This is a genomic window from Polaribacter sp. AHE13PA (assembly GCF_019278505.1).
Classification (GTDB): domain Bacteria; phylum Bacteroidota; class Bacteroidia; order Flavobacteriales; family Flavobacteriaceae; genus Polaribacter.
This window is the reverse complement of the sequence record NZ_CP058985.1, coordinates 1,783,466-1,804,545: the sequence shown is the minus strand read 5'-3', so window position 1 is coordinate 1,804,545 and position 21,080 is coordinate 1,783,466. Positions and strand designations below refer to the sequence as shown.

The following is a 21,080-nucleotide window of genomic DNA, read 5'->3' as shown; positions in this document are numbered from 1 at the left end:
AAGGATTAGATAGACAGTTAGGAAATTACACAAATAAACATTTTTAAAAGATGAAAAAAATATTAGCATTTGCAGGTAGTACAAGTTCTACCTCTATCAACAAACAATTAGCAACATTTGCAGCCGAAAATTTAGAAAGCACTTCTTTTGACGTTGTAGATTTAAGAGATTTTAAATTACCAGTTTTTAGTGAAGATGAAGAAAAAAATGGTTTTCCAGAAGATGCAAAAAAGTTTTCTGCATTATTAGATAATTACGATGGTTTTATATTGTCTTTAGCAGAACATAATGGATCTTATACAGCTGCTTTTAAAAATATTTTTGATTGGGCGTCTAGATTAGAGGTAAAAGTTTTTAGAGATAAACCCTTATTGTTAATGGCTACTTCTCCAGGTAAAATGGGAGGTCAGTTTGTTTTAGCGGCAGGAGAACAACGTTTTCCTATACAAGGAGCAAAAGAATTATTAACATTTTCTCTACCAAATTTCTATGATAATTTTAAAGAAAATAAAATTGTTGAAGCAGAATTTGGGACACTATTAAAAGTACAAGTAAATAAATTTGAAGCTTTAATAAATCAATAAAAAATGAAAATAGTTTTATACGGAAGAGCAGGACACGCATATACAGTAGCGTTTAAAAACTTTCTAAATTCAACTGATGTTCCTTATGTCTATAAGGATATTTCTAAAGATGTAGAAGCAAGAGAACATAGTAAAGAATTGTATGATGGTGTAGCAAAATATCCAACATTGTTTGTAGATGATAAAGTGTATTTAACTCCGACTACTGAAGAATTTAATAAGATAATGCAAGATTTAAATTTAAGAGCGTAGTTTTTATTTTATAGACAAGAGACAAGAGACAAGAGACAAGAGACAAGAGAAAAGACTGAGGACTAAAAAATGACTTAGGACATAAGACTAAATCTATGTTGGTATTGGTTGATTTTTTCAAAGTTTTAGAACCAAGAATCAAGAAACAAAGAGATAGAAGGTTATTTAGGAGTAACAAAATCTATATTTTCTATGTTGTTATGTGGTCGTTTTTTTATGTTTTAGGAACATATTATTGATTTCAATAATTCAATGAAGCTTAACAATGTCAGACTGAACTTGTCGAAGTCCAATTAATGAATTAACAGAAATATTTAATCTTTTCAAAAGTTAATAAGTTTTTAAGTAAGTCTATCAACTGAAATTTTTAATTTTCGAATACTGAATACTGAATACTGAATACTGAATACTGAATACTGAATACTGAATACTGAATACTGAATACATGGGAGACATTTCTAAAGACATAAAATCGAATTTTGTTAGCAATAAGTTAAAGGCTTTAATCAATATAAAATACACTGCAAATTGGTTAAGTAGTAAAGAAAATGAGTTTTTTAAACCTTACGGAATTTCGCCACAACAGTATAATATTTTAAGAATTTTACGAGGAGCTAAAGATCAAATTAAGGTGCAAATTGTAAAAGATAGAATGATTGAAAGAGCACCTAATGCAACCCGCTTAATGGATAAGTTATGTGAAAAACACTTAATTGAAAGAGAGCGTTGTGAGCATGATAGAAGGGTTGTATTTGTGAAAATTAATGAAAAAGGTTTAGAATTATTATCTAACATAGACGATAATAACAATCTTTCGTTTTTAGAAAAGTTAACGGAAGAAGAGGCAATTGTTTTAAGTGATTTGTTAGATAAAATGAGATAATTATGAAAAAAATAATTCATACTGCATCCACAAGAGGGCACGCAAATCATGGATGGTTAGAAGCAAATCATTCGTTTAGTTTTGCTAATTTTTATGATCCAAAGAGAATACAATTTGGAGCATTGAGAGTTTTAAATGACGATTTAATTGCACCAAGCATGGGATTTGGTACACATCCTCATAAGAACATGGAAATTATTACAATTCCATTAAAAGGTGTTTTAAAACATAAAGATAACATGGCAAATGATTGGATTCCTGTTTTGCCAGGTGAAGTACAAGTAATGTCTGCAGGAAAAGGAGTGTATCATTCAGAAATAAATGGTTCTGCAAATGAACATTTAGGTTTATTTCAAATCTGGATAATGCCGGAAAAAAATGAAGTTACTCCAAGATATGACCAAAAGGAATTTGATATAAAAGATAGAAAAAATAAATTGCAATTATTGGTGAATTCTTTTAATTCTGATGATGATAATTTAAAAATACACCAAGATGCACAAATTTTTAGAATTGATTTAGATAAAAATCAAGATTTTAACTATCAGTTAAAAAGTAAGAACCGTGGAGTATATATTATGAGTATTTCTGGCGATTTTGAGATTGATTCAACAATACTATCGAATAGAGATGCAATAGGGATTTATGAAACTGATAGTTTTATGATTAAAAGTTTATCTAATTCTGAATTATTATTGATAGAAGTACCGATGTAAGTTAAATTCGTTATAAAAAAATCAGACCTCAAGGAATCATTTCTTTGAGGTTTTTTCTTTTCAAAAAATAAACATATCTTGCAAAGTGTTATGCGTGCATAATAAAATTAATTCCAAGATTATGAAATATAAGCACATTTTTGAACCATTAGATTTAGGTTTTACAACTTTAAAAAATAGAATTTTAATGGGGTCTATGCATACCGGTTTAGAGGAGGAGAGAAACGGTTTAGAAAGAATCGCAGCTTATTATGCAGAACGAGCAAGAGGTGGAGTTGGATTAATTGTTACGGGAGGAATTTCCCCAAATATACAAGGTTGGACAGCTCCTTTATCAGCAAGAATGTCTACCAAAAAACACGCAAAAAAACATCAGAAAATAACAACAGCAGTCCACAAAGAAGGTGGTAAAATTTGCATGCAAATACTACATTCTGGACGTTATGGGTATCATCCGTTTAATGTTGCGCCTTCCAAAATAAAATCACCAATAACACCATTTAAACCTTTTAAATTAACACAATCGGGAATTAATAGAACCATTAGAGATTTTGTAAACTCTGCCAAACTATCTAAAGAAGCAGGTTATGATGGTGTAGAAATTATGGGGTCTGAAGGTTATTTAATCAACCAGTTTATTGTAAAAAGAACCAACAAAAGAACCGATGAGTATGGTGGAAGTTATGAAAACAGAATGCGCTTACCTATTGAACTGGTAAAACAAACACGAGAAGCTGTCGGGGTAGAGTTTATTATTATCTACAGATTATCGATGTTAGATTTGGTAGAAAACGGCTCTTCTTGGGAAGAAGTGGTGCAATTAGGTAAAGAAATAGAAAAAGCGGGAGCAACCATTATCAATACCGGTATTGGTTGGCATGAAGCTAGAATACCAACCATTTCAACATCCGTTCCTAGAGCAGCTTTTACTTGGGTCACTAAAAAAATGAAAGAAGAATTATCGATTCCTTTGATAACTTCTAACAGAATAAATATGCCTGCAACGGCAGAAAAAATATTAGCAGAAGGTGATGCGGATATGATTTCTATGGCACGTCCTTTTTTAGCAGATCCAGAATGGGTAAATAAAGCAGCTGAAGAAAAAGTAGATGAAATTAATACGTGTATTGGTTGTAATCAGGCTTGCTTAGATCATGTATTTCAACAGAAAGTAGCAAGTTGCTTGGTTAATCCTAGAGCTTGTCATGAAACGGAATTGAATTATTATGAAACCGTACTTAAAAAGAAAATTGCAGTTGTAGGTGCAGGACCTGCAGGATTAGCAGCAGCTACAATTGCGGCAGAAAGGGGGCATTTTGTAACGTTGTTTGATGCTGATAAAGAAATAGGAGGTCAGTTTAATATTGCAAAACAAATTCCGGGTAAAGAAGAGTTTTACGAAACCTTGCGTTATTTCAACAAACAAATAGAATTGCACAATGTAACTGTAAAATTAAATACTAAAGTTTCTGTAGAAGATTTAAAAGAATCAGATTTTGAAGAAATTATCATTGCAACAGGAATTAAACCTAGAGCGTTAAAAATAGAAGGCATCAATCATCCAAAAGTGTTGAGTTATATTGATGTTTTAAAATTAAAAAAACCAGTAGGAAAACGTGTTGCAGTAATTGGTGCTGGTGGAATTGGTTTTGACGTTTCGGAATATTTAACGCATGAAGGCGAGTCTACATCCTTAAATATTGATGCTTGGTTGAAAGAATGGGGAATAGATAAAAACTTAGAGGCTAGAGCCGGAATTGAAAATGTAAAACCAGTATTTGAACCTTCACCAAGAGAAGTTTTTATGTTTAAAAGAAGCAAAGGGAAATTTGGTGGAAATTTAGGTAAAACTACAGGTTGGATTCATAGATCTACTTTAAAAAAGAAGAAAGTGCAGTTTATTGGTGAGGTTTCCTATACCAAAATCGATGATGAAGGGTTGCATTATGTTCAGAATGAAAAAGCTAAAATTTTAAAGGTTGATCATATTGTTATTTGTGCAGGTCAAGTTCCTTTTAAAGAATTGTATCAACCTTTGTTAGATGCTGGTAAAAAAGTACATGTTATTGGAGGTGCCGATTTTGCAAGTGAATTAGATGCAAAAAGAGCTATTAATCAAGGAGCACGATTAGCTGCAGATCTGTAATCTGCTTTGTTTAAAAAAAAGCACATAATTGAGCAAGTTTTTTAGTGTAATTGCATCTAAATAAGAAGTAAAACTCAAAAAATAAAATCCATAATGAATAAATTTCTTCTAATCCTAGTAACTTTTTTAACATTTAATCTTTTTGCACAACCACCAGGTGGAGGAGGTGGTGGAAGATCACAAGGGCAAAGACCACAATCTAATGAGGTAAAAGAAGTAAAGAAATTTAGTGCGAACGATGTTGCAGGTCTCTTTTATTATGATATTGATGAAGTAATTAAAAAAATAAAAGTAAAAGATGAGGAAAAACAATATTCAGTAAAAAAAGCACTTAAAAATTATAACTTTAGAATTAAGGAAATTAAGTTTTTAAATTCTGCTAAATTTTCTGATTTAGATATTTTTATGAATTCCATGACTAAAGAGAAGGATAATGATGCTAGTCAGGAAATGAGAAAAAAAGTTGAAGAAATTATTCGTCCTGTTAGAGATAGTGTTCATGAATATGAAAAAGAACTTAATGAAATTTTAGTAGGAATTTTATCAGAAAAGCAGCAAAAGAAGTGGTTAAAATATCAAAAGAAAAAAGTTGAAAGCCTACAACCAAAAAAGCCACAGAATACTAATGAAAGTTCTAGACCAAGCAGAGGTGGAGGAATGAGTAGACAATAAGTTTTAAAAAATTCTATGTTATCATAGGATTTTTTTGTGTTAATAAATATTATAGTACATTTAGAAAAAATTAAAAATAATCTATGAAATCATTTTCTGTAGAAGAAATAACATCACTTGTAAAAGGTGAACAAATAGGAGTTTGTAACGACAAAATTCATGCTCCAGAGCAAATAGAAAACGCAATAAAGGGAAATGTAACTTTTATAGGAAACTCTAAATATGCACGCTTGTGGGAAAACTCAAATGCAAGTATTGCTATTGTTTATGATGGAATAAAAATTGAGCCAGAAGAAGGAAAAGCTTTTATTAAAGTAAAGAATCCAGATTTGGCAATGGCAGTTTTATTAGAAGCTTTTGAGCCAGAATCTCCTTATTTTGAAACGGATATTCATCCAACGGCAGTAATAGATAAAACAGTAAAATTAGGAAAAGGATGTAAAGTAGGTGCAAATTCTTATGTAGGTAAAAATGTAGTTTTAGGAGATAATGTAACCATTTACCCTAATGTATCCATTTTTGATGATACCTCCATTGGGAACGAGACTGTAATTTGGTCTGGAACTGTAATTAGAGAACGTACTAAAATAGGTAGTCATTGTATTTTTCATGTAAATGTGAGTATTGGAGCTGATGGCTTTGGATACAGACCAAGCCCTGATGGAAGAGGATTAGTGAAAATTATTCATATAGGAAATGTAGTTATCGGAAATGCTGTTGAAATTGGTGCAAACTCTTGCGTTGATCGTGGTAAATTTAGTTCTACTATTTTAGGTGATGGTTGTAAGATTGATAACTTGGTGCAAATAGGTCATAACTCTGTTTTAGGAAGATGTTGTATTATGGCAGGACACAGTGGTTTAGCAGGTTCTGTAACTTTAGGGGATGGTGTAATTATTGGAGGAAGTGCCTCTATAAAAGACCATGTTACCATTCATTCTGGAGCAAAAGTAGGTGCAGGTTCTGGTGTTATTGCAGATATCGAAGCAGGTAAATCTGTAGTTGGTTATCCAGCATGTGATTCTAGAGAAAAAATGAAACAATGGGTAGCTTTGCGTAAACTTGGTAGAAGCTAGGTTTTTATTAATTACTACTTACTGAAACTCTAACTTTTAAAGGCTTTTACTGAAGTCTATTATTGGGCAATACCAAATAATTACCGATATTTGCCAATCAAACGAACTAATTACGAATTATGGGAATGAATAAAAATACAGTATTAGGCTTTGCTACGCTTATTATGATACTTGTTGGCTTAGGTTTAATAGCTTTAGGAGCTTTTAGATATAATGAAGTTGCCGGATGGGGATTTGCGGCAGTTGGTTTTGGTTTCTTTTGTATTGCATGGGTTTTTAATGCATTAAAAGGAAGAGTATAAAAAAGTCTACAGTTTTCAGTAGCAGTTTTCAAATTAAATTAAAATAAACAAACAAATGAGCGACGATAAGAAAGTAATCTTTTCGATGAATAAGTTGTCTAAAACTTATAAATCAACAGGTAAACAAGTTTTAAAAGATATTTATTTAAGCTTCTTTTATGGAGCAAAAATTGGTATTCTTGGTTTAAACGGATCAGGAAAATCTACTTTATTAAAAATTATTGCAGGAGTAGAAAAGAATTTTCAAGGAGATGTTACTTTTGCTCCAGGTTATAAGGTAGGGTATTTAGAACAAGAGCCACAATTAGATCCAGAGAAAACAGTTTTAGAAGTTGTAAAAGAAGGAGTTGCAGAAACAGTTGCAATTTTAGAAGAGTACAATAAAATAAACGACATGTTTGGTTTGGAAGAAGTGTATTCTGATGCTGATAAGATGGATAAACTAATGGCGCAACAAGCCATATTGCAAGATAAAATTGATGCTGCTAATGCTTGGGAATTAGATACCAAATTAGAAATTGCAATGGATGCGTTAAGAACTCCAGATTCTGATAAGAAAATTGGAGTACTTTCTGGAGGTGAAAAAAGACGTGTGGCCTTATGTAGATTATTATTACAAGAACCAGAAATTTTATTATTAGATGAGCCTACCAATCACTTAGATGCAGAATCTGTACACTGGTTAGAGCACCATTTAGCACAATATAAAGGAACTGTTATTGCTGTAACGCATGATAGATATTTCTTAGATAATGTTGCTGGTTGGATTCTTGAATTAGATAGAGGAGAAGGAATTCCTTGGAAAGGAAATTATGCTGAGTGGTTAGACCAAAAGTCTAAGAGAATGGCACAAGAAAGTAAAACCGCTTCTAAACATCAAAAAACATTAGAAAGAGAATTAGATTGGGTTCGTCAAGGAGCAAAAGGTCGTCAGACAAAGCAAAAAGCTCGTTTGAAGAATTATGACAAGTTAATGAGTCAAGATCAAAAACAAACAGATGAAAAATTAGAAATTTACATTCCTAATGGACCACGTTTAGGTACCAATGTTATAGAAGCAACAGGTGTTTCAAAAGCATTTGGAGAAAAATTATTATATGATAATTTAGAGTTTAATCTTCCGCAGGCAGGAATTGTAGGTATTATTGGTCCCAATGGAGCTGGTAAGACTACTATTTTTAAAATGATTATGGGAGAAGAAAAACCTGATGGAGGAAGTTTTTCTGTAGGTGAAACTGCTAAAATTGCATATGTAGATCAAGCACACTCTGATATTGATCCAGAAAAAACAATTTGGGAAAACTTCTCTGACGGACAAGATTTAGTTATGATGGGAGGTAAGCAAGTAAATTCTAGAGCTTATTTAAGTCGTTTTAATTTCTCTGGTAGTGAGCAAAATAAAAAAGTAAATACACTTTCTGGTGGAGAACGTAACCGTTTGCATTTAGCAATGACTTTAAAGGAGGAAGGAAACGTTTTATTATTAGATGAGCCAACAAATGACTTGGATGTAAATACATTAAGAGCATTAGAAGAAGGTTTAGATAACTTTGCTGGTTGTGCGGTTGTAATTAGTCACGATAGATGGTTTTTAGATAGAGTTTGTACACATATTTTAGCTTTTGAAGGGAATAGTGAAGTATATTTCTTTGAAGGTGGTTTCTCTGAATATGAAGAAAACAAAAAGAAACGTTTGGGTGGAGATTTAATGCCAAAACGTATTAAGTATAGAAAATTAATTAGATAATTTTCTTGAAATTATATTTTACAAAAAGCAGCTAATTTTATTAGCTGCTTTTTTAGTTTGCAATAGTTTTATCTGCTTTTTCTGTAAGTACACCTTTTTTTATAGTCTTATAAAAAAGATTATTTGGCGATTCTTTTAGAGCTAAAATATCTTACCAAAAAGAGTTTTTATATAGGTAAATCCTACAAATTAGGATTAATATTTCTAAATATTTATAGTATTTTAGAGGAATGAAACATGTAAAAGTTACATTCCTCCTTTTTCTTTTATTAGCTTTTTTATCCTGTGGAAAAGAAGTTGAAAAAGAAAAGAATTTAAATAAGGAACCTGAAATAAAGGTCTTATTAAAAACCCCTAACTATAAAAAATTAGATGATGTAGAGAAACTTAAGTTTTCAAAAAAGATAGCTAAAGAAATGAAATTAGAGGTTTCAGATAAGTATTTAATATACAACAATATCAGCTATTTATATGGTAAGTTACCTAAAATTGATAGTGCAATTGTTTTTACAAAAAAAATGTTAAACCTACCTAATGTTATAGAAAGCGATAAATTAAAGGGAAAAGTTTTTTTTAAACTTGGTAATTATTTTAATAGAATTAATTTAAAGGATAGTGCCTATTTTTATTATTCTAATTCTAAAGAATATTTTTTAAAAACTCAAGATAGTGTTTATATAAGTAATGCTTTAATCAATTTAGCTATTTTAGAGTCAGATTTTGGTAGTTATTCTAGTAGCGATTCTACAGCTGTGCAAGCTTTAAAATTTTTAAAAAGTAATAACGGAAGCCTTAAAGCAAAAGTATTTAATTGCATGGCTATAAACTCTAAGAAACAGTCTTTATATAAAGAAGCAATCTCTTATTACAATAAAAGTATTCTTATTTCGAAGAGTAAAAGTTCTAAAATTATTTATAAAAACAACGTTGCTAATGTTTTTAAGGAGCAAAAGGAATATTCTAAGTCAATTTTAATTCTAGAAGACTTATTAAAAGATACCATTACTCATCAAAAAACTAAAGCCAGAATTATTGATAATTTAGCACATACTAAGTGGTTAAATGATGCGAGTAGTGCTGTCTTAAAAGAGTTGTTATTAGCAAAATCAATCAGAAATACAGAAAAAGATAATTATGGCTTAATTGCTAGTTATAGCCATTTATCAGAGTTCTTCAATAAAAAAGACAATACTAAATCATTGTTTTATGCGAGTGAAATGTATAAAATAGCTAAGCGAGAAAAAAGTCCACAAGACTTATTAGAAGCGATAGATAAAATTGTCAACTTTCAATCACCTCAAAAATCTATTAAGTATTATAAAGAAAGTATTAGATTAAGAGATAGTTTACAAGAAGCAGAAATAAAACGTCAATATAAATTTGCTAAGATTAAATACAATTATGAAGAAGAAGAAAAACAAAAACAGAAATTTAAAACACTAGCTACCGAAAACAAGTTAGTTGCAGAACAAGAATATAGTGATAAGAAAAATATTTTTATTCTTGGTATTCTATTAACATCTGGGTTGTTAATTTTAATTTATAGAAGAAAATATCAATACAAAAAAAGAATCTTACAAGAGAATTATAATACTGAAACAAGGATTGCAAAAAAATTACATGATGAATTGGGGAATGATATTTTTAATACACTTACAAAAGTTCAAAATCCTAAAATTAATACAGAAGAAATTATAAATGATTTAGATAAAATATATCTACAAACTCGGGCAATTTCTCATGAAAATGATTCTATTGAAACGGGGCTTGATTTTGAGAATTATTTTAGAAATCTAGTAGCGAGTTATAATTCTGATAGTTGTAAAATTATATTAAAAGATTTGTCTTGTTTAAATTTAAATAATTTAACCAAAGAGAAACAAATTGTTATCTATCGGGTTTTTAATGAGTTATTTGTAAATATGAAAAAGCATAGTAAAGCGAGTTTAGTCGTTTTAGCATGTAAGAAAACAAATCATAATTTAGAAATAAGTTATGCAGATAATGGAATAGGATTTAAAGAGAATACTGTTATTTTTAAAAATGGACTTAAAAATATGGAAACCCGTATAAAAACGATTAAAGGAACCATTAACTTTGAAAATAAGCCGAACAAAGGGGTAAAAGTAAAAATTCATTTTAAAAATTAAGAATGTTTAAAAAAATTTTAGTTGTAGAAGATTTTGATGTTATTAATAGCGGAATTAAAATAGCTTTAGATGAACTGAAGATAAAGGAAGTAGATTTTATTTCTTATTGTGACGAAGCTTTTCTCAAAATTAAAAATGCTTTTTTAAAGGGTGAGCCTTATCAATTAATTATATCTGATTTATCGTTTGAAAACGATGGAACTCCACAGCAATTAAAATCAGGTGAAGAACTCATCGAAAAAATACGACAAGAATTTCCTAATTTAAAAATCATTGTTTTTTCTGTAGAAGATAAATCATATCGAATTCAGAACTTATACAACAATCTAAAAATTCAAGCATATGTTTGGAAAAGTAGAAATGGGTTAAAAGAATTAAAAAAAGCAATAGATTCTGTTTTTACTTCAGATCAATTTTATATTTCTCCGGATTTAAATAGTGTAATTCACCCCAAAAAAACTATTGAAATTACAGATTCAGATATTCTTCTAATAGAATATTTATCTAAAGGGCTGCTGCAAGAGGCTATCAGTAAAAAGTTAAAAGAAAAAGGAATATCACCGTCTAGTATTAGTGCTATTGAAAAAAGATTGAAATTTTTAAAAGAACATTTTAACGCTAATAATCCAGCACATTTAGTTGCTATTACTAAAGATTTTGGACTTATTTAGAACTACTTGCAAACTAAGGACTGTAGATAAAACAAACATTTAATTATAAAAGCCTCATTTCTTTTAGGAAATGAGGCTTTTAACTTTTAATTTTCCTATCAGAACTAATTGAAAATTAGTTAACTGATTTGGTATTCAAACAATTACTTTGTAAATTTATAAAAATAGGTTAATTAAAAATTACGTATAAATACCTGTTTTTAACTTCTTCTTTTTCTCTTATTTTCGTTTTTTGTTGTTGAATTCTATTTTCTTGTATTTTCAGATTTTTTACTATCCACAGAAGGTCTTCTGCTAGAACTGTTGTCATTTCTTTTAACAGAAGTAGGATTTTCTCTTGTTACGGTTGTAGGTCTTCTAAAAGTAGTGCTACTATTTCTTCGATCAATTGTTCCTCTTTTTTGTGTGTTTACAGTTGTAGGTCTTCTCGTTGTTGTATTATTTCTTTTGTCTATTACTGTTCTTCCATTGTTATTTATTGTAGCTGGTCTTCTGTAAGTAGTATTGCTCCTTCTTGTAACTGCTACAGGTTTTCTTCTTCTTAAAATTTTACTTTTTTTACCAATTTTGGCATTCGGATTTGCTCTATAGTAATAATAATTATGGTCTTCTCTAATTTTACTATATTGTCTAGAGAAATCTCTGTGATAGAAATAAGAATTATTGTATTCAAATATATTTCCAATATTTAAATTAATTCTTAAGCCATTATGATGGTAATAATTGTCTTTTACATTTCCGTAAAACTTAGGATTTCCCCAATGATCATATCTAATTTTTAAATTACCTACATCGGTTAATTGTCCTCTATAGTACTTCATAAAAACGTTTCCAATTCTGGTTACATTTCCATATCTATCATAGTTTATAAAAGAGTTTCCTATTCTTTCAATTCTACCTCTATGATCTCTAGCTATATATATGCCTCTTTGATTTCGATTGTCGTAATAATGAGTGTTAAAATCAAATTCTCCATTGGTAAAAATAAAGAACTCAATATCTCGCTCTACAAAATTTACAGTATTTTCGTAAGAGTAATTAAACCCGAAATTGTTTAGGATTTCTTTATTGTTTTCGGCTTTAGTAGTTGAAACAAGAAAGAACATTCCCATTAATATAAGTATACCTTTTTTCATAATTATGGTTTTAGGGTTTTGCCTACTCTAATTTACTTTTCAGCTTCCGTATTTGATTATCATATTTTCAAAGAACGTGCCAAAAAACAAAATTTATATTTAATGAGGTAATAAAGGCTTAATTTGCGTGGGTTTATGTTTCTGATTATTAGTATTTTAAGTTAATATTTGTTTTTTGTTTGAAAATATAGAATAGAACTCGTAAATTCATGAAAATTTTAACGACAAAAGGAAAAATATTTTTTTTATGATTGAAGCTATTGAGAAAAACTTACAAAGAGGAATCTCTTTATTAAATACAATTTCTAATGAACAATATTCAGACAGCTCTGTAGCTCCTTATTTCTCTAGCATAGGTTGTCATATGCGCCATATTTTAGATGTTTTTTCTTGTGTTTTCGAAGGGCTAGAAACAAAATCTATTTATCTAAATAAAAGAAATAGAAACGAATTATTAGAATTACATACCCAATTAGGAATTGAATATTTTAATGAAACAATTCAAAAATTAAAAGAAATTAATACTTTAAGTTTAGAAAGTACAGTGCTTGTTACAGATGATTTAGGCTTGGGAGTAAAATCTGTAAACTATACTTTGGCGGCTATATTGATGCAAGCACACAGTCATGCAATTCATCATTTTGCAAGTATTGGTTATATTATTTATCAATTAGGAATAGAATTACCAGACGCAGATTTTGGATTTAATCCAACTACGCCAAAAGTAAGTATAGAAAGAAGTTAGAATGTGTTTTACGAGTAGTTTTGTAAAATGTATAACTCGTTATTTTGCATAATAATTGCTTCTTTACAATTTGTAGGATATATAAATTGATGTTTCTCTAAATAATTAAAACATTTTTTATCAATGCTAAAATCAGCATAAAAATCTTTTGTACCTTTAGAATCAAACCTTGAGATGGTATAATTTTCTGAATCAATTTGTCTTTCAATCTTAAACCAAGCACCACTTCCAATTCCGCCTAACCAAGTTCCATCTTTTAAATCAAAAACCTTTTTATTAGGGAGCTCTGTTCCAATTAAGTTCGGTTCAATATCAAATTTATTAAAAAAAGAAGTTTTGTATTCTTTAAGAATTGATCTATTCTTATAATCCTCAATTTGTTGCTTGTAAACACTATAAATACTGTTGTTGGTGTTTCCTTTAATAACATTCCCAATAGGACTTGGTGTTAATAAGTTAGAACGTTTTAATTGTTTACCAATTTTTTTATTTGTGGAAGAAACAATAATTGCATCTGTTACAAATCGGGCGCAATTGGTACCATTTTTTATAAAAGCTCCGTAAGGAATTTCTTTTTGATTTATTAATTGATGAATATAATTATGCGCTTTTTCAAAATTAATTTCATTATGAATACTTGCAACCAATCTGCCATCTCCATGTGTTTTTTCAGGATGCTTTTCTATCCAAAGTAAAATTTCTTTTAAGTTGATTAATTTTGAGTTTTCAAATTCGGCATTTATAGAAACCTTAAGTTCTGGGTCTGTTTCTTTAGACCTAACACGTCCGTTACTGTAACTTGTAATATACCTACCAAAATCGAAATAATTAATCTCAGTTTGGTCTTTTTTTATCAATAATAAAGCAGCATGACCAGCTTGTACTGCATGCTTACTGCCAATACCAATTAGAGGCCAAACCTTACTAGAAGGTTCCCAATAGGCAGGTCTTACAACGGTGTCTGGGTAAGAGAGAATTACTATAATTCCGTTAGTCTTGTCTATGCTCATTAATTATTAAAAATTGCTTTTAGCAGCACATTAAAAGTTTTAAAAGCAAAGTAAATCGTGAAGATGATTATTAATGCAGCAACAAATAAAATAAGATAAGAGATATATTCTTGAGGAGTGTTATCAAACTTTTTTAACGCTTTAAAACCCATTGTAAGCGATATTGGTGAAGCTATAAAAAGAATAAGTAGAATACTTAAATTTCTTAAACCTTTACCTAATAAGTTATAATTAGTGCTCATTTTTATAGTTTTTAAGGGCATTTCTAACATTACCAAATTTAAGAAGTAATGCCCTTGCTTCGGTTTGGTCTATATTTAGTTCTAAAACTAACATTTTCTGGCCTCTTTCTACCAATTTTTTATTAGAAAGTTGCATATCAACCATTTTATTCCCCTTAACTTTTCCTAATTGAATCATGGTTGCAGTAGAAATCATATTTAGCACTAATTTTTGAGCAGTTCCTGCTTTCATTCTAGAGCTTCCGGTTACAAACTCGGGTCCCACAACAACTTCAATAGGAAATTGAGCAACAATACCTAAAGGACTATTTTTATTACAAGCAATACAGCCCGTAACAATATTGTTTTTATTACACTCTTCCAGAGCAGAAATTACATAAGGTGTTGTGCCAGATGCAGCAATACCAACAACCACATCTTTATTAGAAATTTGGTGTTCTTGCAAATCTAACCAACCTTGGTTTTTAGAATCTTCTGCAAACTCCACAGCGTTTCTAATAGCGATATCTCCACCGGCAATAATACCAACAACTATTTCTGGAGAAACTCCAAAAGTAGGAGGACATTCAGAGGCGTCTAAAACACCTAATCTTCCTGATGTACCTGCACCTAAATAGAAAATTCTACCGCCGTTTTGTAATTTAGTTACAATCTGTGATGTTAAGTTTTCAATCTGTGGCAAAGCCTTTTCTACAGCTAAAGGAACCGTTTTATCTTCGTTATTTATATTGTTTAATAATTCTTTTACAGACATCTTTTCTAGATGATTGTAGTTAGAATCTTGCTCTGTTGTTTTTATAAAATTCATCGGTCAAAAGTACAGAATTCTATATGAATCGTAAATGTTTTTGGGCGTTTTAACGGGCTTTACACTATATCTTTTTTAGACTTAGCTTTAAGTAAATATCCGCAAGGGCAATAACAGTTGTATTATATACGTACAATAGGGATGTCCGATCATCTAAAAAAGGATGCCGTTTCAATCCCTAACGCAGCGCCAAGAATAATACTAATAAATTACTCTTTTTCTACTAAATTTATGTTGTACGTGTCTGTTTCCGAAATATGAAAATAACCTAAAGGGAAATTAGCATCGTTAGTAGTATTCACAATATTTCCTAATAAGGATGATGGAATAGACTGAAAAGGGCCACCACCACTTTCTCCACTCTGACTAGATAATATGGTAAAATAAGTGTAGTAATCTTTAGATACTCCAGATAACTTAATAGCTATTTCTTTAGGAAGTTCAATATTTTCATCCTCATAGAAATAGGAAAAATTATAATCAGATCCGTTAAAATAAGTATCTTCTATATTAACAAAATTGTAGGTGTCAATATTAAAAACGTAATAGTTCTCTTCGTTTTCATCATCCGAAAATAAAATCTTTAACTCAATTTGATCATCAGAAAAAAGAGTTTCATCACCTTGAGTAATACTATTGATAATGGTAGATTTTACCTTAGTCGCTTTCCCTTTATAAATATCATTATCATAGATTACAGTTAATTCATATTCTGTATCATTCGCAGGAATAAAAGAATTTATGGGTGTAAAATTTCCATCGGAATTAACATCTTCAAAAGGAATTACAACATTGTCTAGTAAGTTGGTTAAAGTAACAACTGCATTTGTAACAGCCGGAATTTCATCATCAAAATAATCTGCAGATAAACTTAGTTTTACAGTGGTATTTGCCACAACAGGACTTTCATCAAAAAAGACTTCAAAAGAAGCGTCTATAATTAATTTTGGTTCAATAGAAGGAACATCAATATCTACCACTTTTTCACAGTTTGAAAAAGAGATGATCATTAGAACGATAATAATTTTTATATTTTTCATAAGAATAATACTTAATAACCTCTAAAGGGTTTAGAATTTAAAATTATAAGTAACAGAAGGAACTAAACCAAAAATAGAGGTTTGTAAGGCTTCGTTTCTATAGGTTTCGCTGTTCTGTGTAAAGTTAATAGACGCTGCATTTTGACGACCGTATAAGTTGTAAATTCCAAAAACCCATTCTCCTTGCCATTTTCTAAACTTGTTTTTTTCTGGAGTTAGCGTTGCAGAAATATCTAGTCGGTGATACGCAGGTAATCTGTCTGCATTTCTTCTATTATCATCATAAATAGGCACATTTAATCCTTGGTATTCGTATTGACCAACCGGATAATTTGTAGGTTGTCCTGTTTGAAAAACAAAGTTTGCGTTGAATTTCCATTTTTCATTAAAGTCGTAACTTCCATTAATAGAAAAATCATGTGTTTTATCATAAGCGGTATTGTACCATTCTCCGCTGTTAATTCCGGGTTCAACAGCTGTTCTACCAGGGGTTTGTTGTTCAGATTTAGATAAGGTGTAAGAAAACCAACCTTTAAATTTTCCTGCATTTTTTTTAAGCAATAATTCTAAGCCATAAGCTCTAGCTTTTCCGTTTAAAATTACCGTTTCAATTTCATTATTGGCAATTAAATTAGCGCCATTTATATAATCGATTCTATTTTGAATGTCTTTATAAAAAACTTCTGTTTCTATTGAGTAATCACCGTTTTTTAGAGATTTAAAATATCCAACAGCGTATTGATCTAAGAGTTGAGGTTTAATATACTTCCCACTAGGCGCCCAAACATCTAGAGGAGTAGGAGAAGAGGTGTTAGATAATAAATGTAAATATTGTGCCATTCTATTATAACTCCCTTTTATAGAAGTGTTGTCATCTAAAATATAAGACATAGAAACCCTTGGCTCAAAGTTATTGAAACTTGTAATTACATCACTTCTTTTAAATGATTCTGTAGCAATCGCATTTGCAGATTCGTATTTTTTAAACTCACTATTATAAAGTACAGCTTGGTTATTTGTGTAAACATTTAGTTCATCTTGTCCTAACCTTGTAAAGTTGCTAAAACGAAGTCCGTATTGCAGTCTTAATTTCTCACTAACTTTATGTTCTGCATCTATATAAACGGCAAATTCGTTTGCATATTTATCAATTAATTTTTCTGCTAAAATTCCTGAGTCTTCTCTGTTTGGTTTAATTTCACCTGGATTAAATTTGTTGTAAATGTTGTTTATTCCATAACTCAACTTAAATTTATTATTGATGTAATGGTTAAAATCATATTTAAGGTTATAGTTTGTTATACCAGAATCCCATTCGAAACCAACAAAATCTAGGGTTAATCCATAAAAGTAATCAGAATAAATAACAGATAGGTTAGAGAAAAGTTTATCAGAAAAAAGGTGATTCCAACGTACATTGGCAACTTTATTTCCATAAGTATTTACAAAACTATCGCTAATTCCAAAAACGTCTTTTCCAAAATATCCAGAAAAGAATACGTTATTTCTGTCATCAATTCTATAATTTACTTTGGTGTTTAAATCGTAAAAATATGCGGTATTATCCATATCAAATAATGGTAAGAATAAATGTGCATAAGAAGATCTACCACCAACTAAGAAAGATACTTTTTCTTTTTTTATAGGTCCTTCTATTAATAATCTAGAGGATACCAAACCTATTCCTCCGGTAACTTTAAACTCTTTACTGTTTCCTTCTTTTTGATAAATATCTAAAACTGACGATAATCTACCTCCGTATTTGGCAGGAATTCCTCCTTTGTATAATTTTACGTCTTTTATAACATCTGGATTAAATACCGAAAAGAATCCGAATAAATGTGAAGAATTAAAAACGATCGCTTCGTCTAATAAAATTAAGTTTTGATCAGCAGCGCCACCTCTCACGTTAAAACCAGATGCGCCTTCTCCAGCACTTGTTACTCCGGGTAATAAGATTAAAGATTTTATAATATCGGCTTCTCCTAAGACTACAGGTATTTGTTTGATAGTAGCAGATGTAAGTCTGTTAACGCTCATTTGAGGCGTTTTAACATTTAAGTTTTCTACATTTCCTTCTATAATAATTTCGTCTAAACTTTCTGATTCTTCTTTTAGTTTGAAGTTCTTTGTCACTTTTTCATTGAGGTCAACGTTTTCAATAGTGGTAGCATATCCTAAGTAACTGACTTGTATTTTGTAACTGCCTTCTGGAAGCGTAATGGAGTAAAATCCATATTGATTGGTGGTAGTACCTGAGTTTAATTCTGGAAAATATACAGAAACTCCTATTAAAGTTTCGTTATTACTATCATCATAAATAGTACCACTAATGGTATGCCTTTCTTGACTTAAAGCACTAAAGCTTACTAAGATTGCAAAAAAGAAGATTTTTTTTAAAAGAAACATTTTGTTTAATGATTTAATTTAAATTATAAACAAAAATACAAATCTAATTTTTATTATAATGAAAAAACTATTTTTTTTATATAAGAATTATAAACAATAAAAGCCGATGTAAAACATCGGCTTTTATTAAAAATATGTTATTTAGAAATCTAAATAGCGTTTAAAATAATATTTAAAGTAGCATTAGGACGCATTGCAGCATCTGCTAAATTTTCGTTTGGTAAATAATAACCACCCATTTCTACAGCGTTTCCTTGAATCTCGTTTAATTCTGCTATAATTTTAGACTCATTATCTTTTAATTCTGCAGTAACTTTAGTAAAAGTAGCTTTTAATTCAGCATCTTTATCTTGTGCAGCTAAACCTTGTGCCCAGTAATAAGCTAGGTAAAAATGACTTCCTCTGTTGTCTATTTCACCAACTTTTCTAGAAGGAGATTTATCATTCTCTAAGAATTTATCTGTAGCTTCATCTAACGTTTCAGCTAAAATTAAGGCTTTAGAGTTATTGTTTGCTGTTCCTAAATGTTCTAAAGAAACTGCTAAAGCTAAAAATTCACCTAAAGAATCCCAACGTAAGTGGTTTTCTTCAACAAATTGCTGAACATGTTTAGGTGCAGAACCACCAGCACCAGTTTCAAACAATCCACCACCATTCATTAATGGAACAATAGATAACATTTTAGCAGAAGTACCAACTTCTAAAATAGGGAATAAATCTGTTAAATAATCACGTAAAACGTTACCAGAAACAGAAATAGTATCTTCTCCTTTTATAAGTCTTTCGCAAGTAAATTCAGTAGCTTTTATTGGTGATAAAATTCTAATATCTAAACCTTCAGTGTTATGTTCTGGTAAATATTTTTTTACTTTTTTAATAATTTCTGCATCATGTGCTCTGTTTTTATCCAACCAGAAAACAGCAGGAGTATCAGAAGCTCTTGCTCTTGTTACTGCTAATTTAATCCAATCTTGAATTGGTAAATCTTTTGCTTGACACATTCTCCATATATCACCTTCTTCAACTTTATGCTCTAAAAGTTTTTTTCCAGAAGCATCTACTACAGCTACTTTACCTGCAGCAGCAATTTCGAAAGTTTTATCATGAGAACCATATTCTTCTGCTTTTTGTGCCATTAAACCAACGTTAGGAACAGTTCCCATAGTTGTAGGATCGAAAGCACCATGTTTTTTACAGAAATCTATGGTTGCAGAGTAAATACCCGCATAAGCACTATCAGGAATAATTGCTTTGGTATCTTGTAATTTTCCATCAGCATTCCACATACGTCCAGAAGTTCTAATCATAGCTGGCATAGAAGCATCTATAATAACATCAGAAGGTACATGTAAGTTTGTAACTCCTTTGTCAGAGTTTACCATTGCTAATTCTGGACCATGATCTATAGCGTATCTTATTTCTTGTCTAATTTCATCACGTTTTTCTTTTGGTAATTCACTTAGTTTAGAAAGTAAATTTCCTAATCCGTTGTTTACATCTGCACCTATTTTTTTAAACGTTTTTCCATGCTTTTTAAATAAATCTGAAAAATAAACACGAACTGCATGACCAAAAATGATAGGGTCACTCACCTTCATCATAGTTGCTTTCATGTGTAAAGAAAACAATACATTTTTGTCTAAAGAATCTTCATACTGCTCTTCTAAAAAAGAAATTAATGCTTTTTTACTCATTATAGTAGCATCTATAATTTCACCGTCTAAAAGGTCTAAATTTTCTTTTAAAACGGTTTTAGCTCCTTTTTCTGATGTATGAACAATACTTACTGATGTTGCATCTTTTATAGTTAAAGATTTTTCATTATTTGCAAAATCACCTTCAGTCATGGTTGCAACATGCGTTTTAGAATCTGAAGACCATGCACCCATAGAATGTGGGTTTTTACGAGCGTAATTTTTTATTGCTTTAGGAGCTCTTCTGTCTGAGTTTCCTTCACGTAAAACTGGGTTTACAGCAGAACCTTTTACTTTATTGTATAATGCTAAAACAGCTTTATCTTCGTCTGTTTTAATTTCATCTGGATAATTAGGAAGGGCAAAACCTTTTTCTTGTAACTCAGAGATCGCTTCTTTTAATTGAGGTACAGAGGCACTAATATTCGGTAATTTAATAATGTTAGCTTCTGGGTTTTTTGCAAAATCACCTAAAAAAGCTAAAGCATCTTCTACTTGTTGTTCTGGTTTTAAATAATCTGAGAAATTAGCAAGTATCCTTGAAGATAAAGAGATGTCTTTTACTTCAATTTCTATATTAGAAGATTTTGTAAAAGCCTTTACGATAGGTAAGAATGAACGTGTTGCTAAAGCAGGAGCTTCATCAGTTTTTGTGTAAACAATTTTAGCTATTTTACTCATATTGAGATATATTTTTATATGTTATTTTGTTTTCTACGAAATGCATTTCGTAAAAAAAAGTGGAACAAATTTATGAATTAATAATGATACTTTTGTTGATTAATTATTATTAATTA

At 30.1% G+C, this 21,080-nt stretch carries 19 protein-coding genes; 12 read left to right on the top strand and 7 right to left on the bottom strand.

Annotated features, from left to right (window positions below):
* The first annotated feature begins 50 nt into the window (after positions 1-50).
* The 11 genes from H0I28_RS07850 (at position 51) to H0I28_RS07800 (ending at position 11,199) form a co-directional block, all read left to right on the top strand.
* Positions 51-584 (top strand): NADPH-dependent FMN reductase, encoded by a 534-nt coding sequence (locus H0I28_RS07850; protein ID WP_218761306.1) that lies wholly within the window; start codon positions 51-53, stop codon positions 582-584.
* 3 nt (positions 585-587) lie between these two features.
* Positions 588-836 carry a glutaredoxin domain-containing protein gene (locus H0I28_RS07845; RefSeq protein ID WP_218730976.1) on the top strand — a complete coding sequence of 83 codons (249 nt, stop codon included), beginning with the start codon at positions 588-590 and terminating at the stop codon, positions 834-836.
* Between the two features lie 445 nt (positions 837-1,281).
* Positions 1,282-1,719, top strand: a complete 438-nt coding sequence (locus H0I28_RS07840; protein ID WP_218730975.1) for a MarR family winged helix-turn-helix transcriptional regulator — start codon at positions 1,282-1,284, stop codon at positions 1,717-1,719.
* 2 nt (positions 1,720-1,721) lie between these two features.
* Positions 1,722-2,435: a pirin family protein gene (locus tag H0I28_RS07835; RefSeq protein ID WP_218761303.1), complete on the top strand. Its 714-nt coding sequence runs from the start codon at positions 1,722-1,724 to the stop codon at positions 2,433-2,435.
* Positions 2,436-2,553: 118 nt separating this feature from the next.
* Complete coding sequence (locus H0I28_RS07830; protein ID WP_368384469.1) at positions 2,554-4,581, top strand: FAD-dependent oxidoreductase; 2,028 nt, start codon at positions 2,554-2,556, stop codon at positions 4,579-4,581.
* Between the two features lie 93 nt (positions 4,582-4,674).
* Positions 4,675-5,253, top strand: coding sequence for a hypothetical protein (locus tag H0I28_RS07825; RefSeq protein ID WP_218761300.1), 579 nt, complete (start codon positions 4,675-4,677; stop codon positions 5,251-5,253).
* An 83-nt stretch (positions 5,254-5,336) separates the two neighbouring features.
* The gene (gene lpxD, locus H0I28_RS07820) at positions 5,337-6,329 is read left to right on the top strand and encodes a UDP-3-O-(3-hydroxymyristoyl)glucosamine N-acyltransferase (protein WP_218761299.1); all 993 of its coding nucleotides are present in this window, start codon (positions 5,337-5,339) and stop codon (positions 6,327-6,329) included.
* 125 nt (positions 6,330-6,454) lie between these two features.
* Positions 6,455-6,631 carry a CAL67264 family membrane protein gene (locus H0I28_RS07815; RefSeq protein WP_240914557.1) on the top strand — a complete coding sequence of 59 codons (177 nt, stop codon included), beginning with the start codon at positions 6,455-6,457 and terminating at the stop codon, positions 6,629-6,631.
* A gap of 55 nt (positions 6,632-6,686) precedes the next feature.
* Positions 6,687-8,378 (top strand): energy-dependent translational throttle protein EttA, encoded by a 1,692-nt coding sequence (ettA, locus tag H0I28_RS07810; RefSeq protein WP_218761298.1) that lies wholly within the window; start codon positions 6,687-6,689, stop codon positions 8,376-8,378.
* A gap of 230 nt (positions 8,379-8,608) precedes the next feature.
* Complete coding sequence (locus H0I28_RS07805; RefSeq protein WP_218761297.1) at positions 8,609-10,528, top strand: sensor histidine kinase; 1,920 nt, start codon at positions 8,609-8,611, stop codon at positions 10,526-10,528.
* A gap of 2 nt (positions 10,529-10,530) precedes the next feature.
* Positions 10,531-11,199, top strand: a complete 669-nt coding sequence (locus H0I28_RS07800) for a response regulator (RefSeq protein WP_218761296.1) — start codon at positions 10,531-10,533, stop codon at positions 11,197-11,199.
* Between the two features lie 245 nt (positions 11,200-11,444).
* On the opposite strand, the gene H0I28_RS07795 is transcribed toward H0I28_RS07800, so the two are convergent.
* The gene (locus H0I28_RS07795) at positions 11,445-12,335 is read right to left on the bottom strand and encodes a hypothetical protein (RefSeq protein WP_218761295.1); all 891 of its coding nucleotides are present in this window, start codon (positions 12,333-12,335) and stop codon (positions 11,445-11,447) included.
* Positions 12,336-12,582: 247 nt separating this feature from the next.
* Here H0I28_RS07795 and H0I28_RS07790 point away from each other — a divergent pair, with 247 nt between their 5' ends.
* Complete coding sequence (locus tag H0I28_RS07790; protein WP_218753988.1) at positions 12,583-13,080, top strand: DinB family protein; 498 nt, start codon at positions 12,583-12,585, stop codon at positions 13,078-13,080.
* Between the two features lie 8 nt (positions 13,081-13,088).
* Here H0I28_RS07790 and H0I28_RS07785 read toward each other — a convergent pair whose 3' ends face one another.
* The 6 genes from H0I28_RS07785 to H0I28_RS07760 form a co-directional block, all read right to left on the bottom strand.
* Entirely contained in the window at positions 13,089-14,090 is a 1,002-nt protein-coding gene (locus tag H0I28_RS07785; protein WP_218761294.1) for a DUF6695 family protein, read from the bottom strand.
* On the bottom strand, positions 14,090-14,332 hold the full coding sequence (locus tag H0I28_RS07780; protein ID WP_218761293.1) for a DUF6095 family protein: 243 nt from the start codon (positions 14,330-14,332) through the stop codon (positions 14,090-14,092). Before H0I28_RS07780 ends, H0I28_RS07785 begins: the two co-directional genes overlap by 1 nt.
* Entirely contained in the window at positions 14,322-15,140 is an 819-nt protein-coding gene (gene murQ / locus H0I28_RS07775; RefSeq protein WP_218761292.1) for an N-acetylmuramic acid 6-phosphate etherase, read from the bottom strand. The genes H0I28_RS07780 and murQ overlap by 11 nt, the downstream gene beginning before the upstream one ends.
* Before the next feature lie 209 nt (positions 15,141-15,349).
* Positions 15,350-16,180, bottom strand: coding sequence for a DUF4249 family protein (locus H0I28_RS07770; RefSeq protein ID WP_218761291.1), 831 nt, complete (start codon positions 16,178-16,180; stop codon positions 15,350-15,352).
* 30 nt (positions 16,181-16,210) lie between these two features.
* The gene (locus H0I28_RS07765) at positions 16,211-18,589 is read right to left on the bottom strand and encodes a TonB-dependent receptor (protein WP_218761289.1); all 2,379 of its coding nucleotides are present in this window, start codon (positions 18,587-18,589) and stop codon (positions 16,211-16,213) included.
* A 149-nt stretch (positions 18,590-18,738) separates the two neighbouring features.
* Positions 18,739-20,964, bottom strand: coding sequence for an NADP-dependent isocitrate dehydrogenase (locus H0I28_RS07760; protein ID WP_218761287.1), 2,226 nt, complete (start codon positions 20,962-20,964; stop codon positions 18,739-18,741).
* Positions 20,965-21,080: the final 116 nt, after the last annotated feature.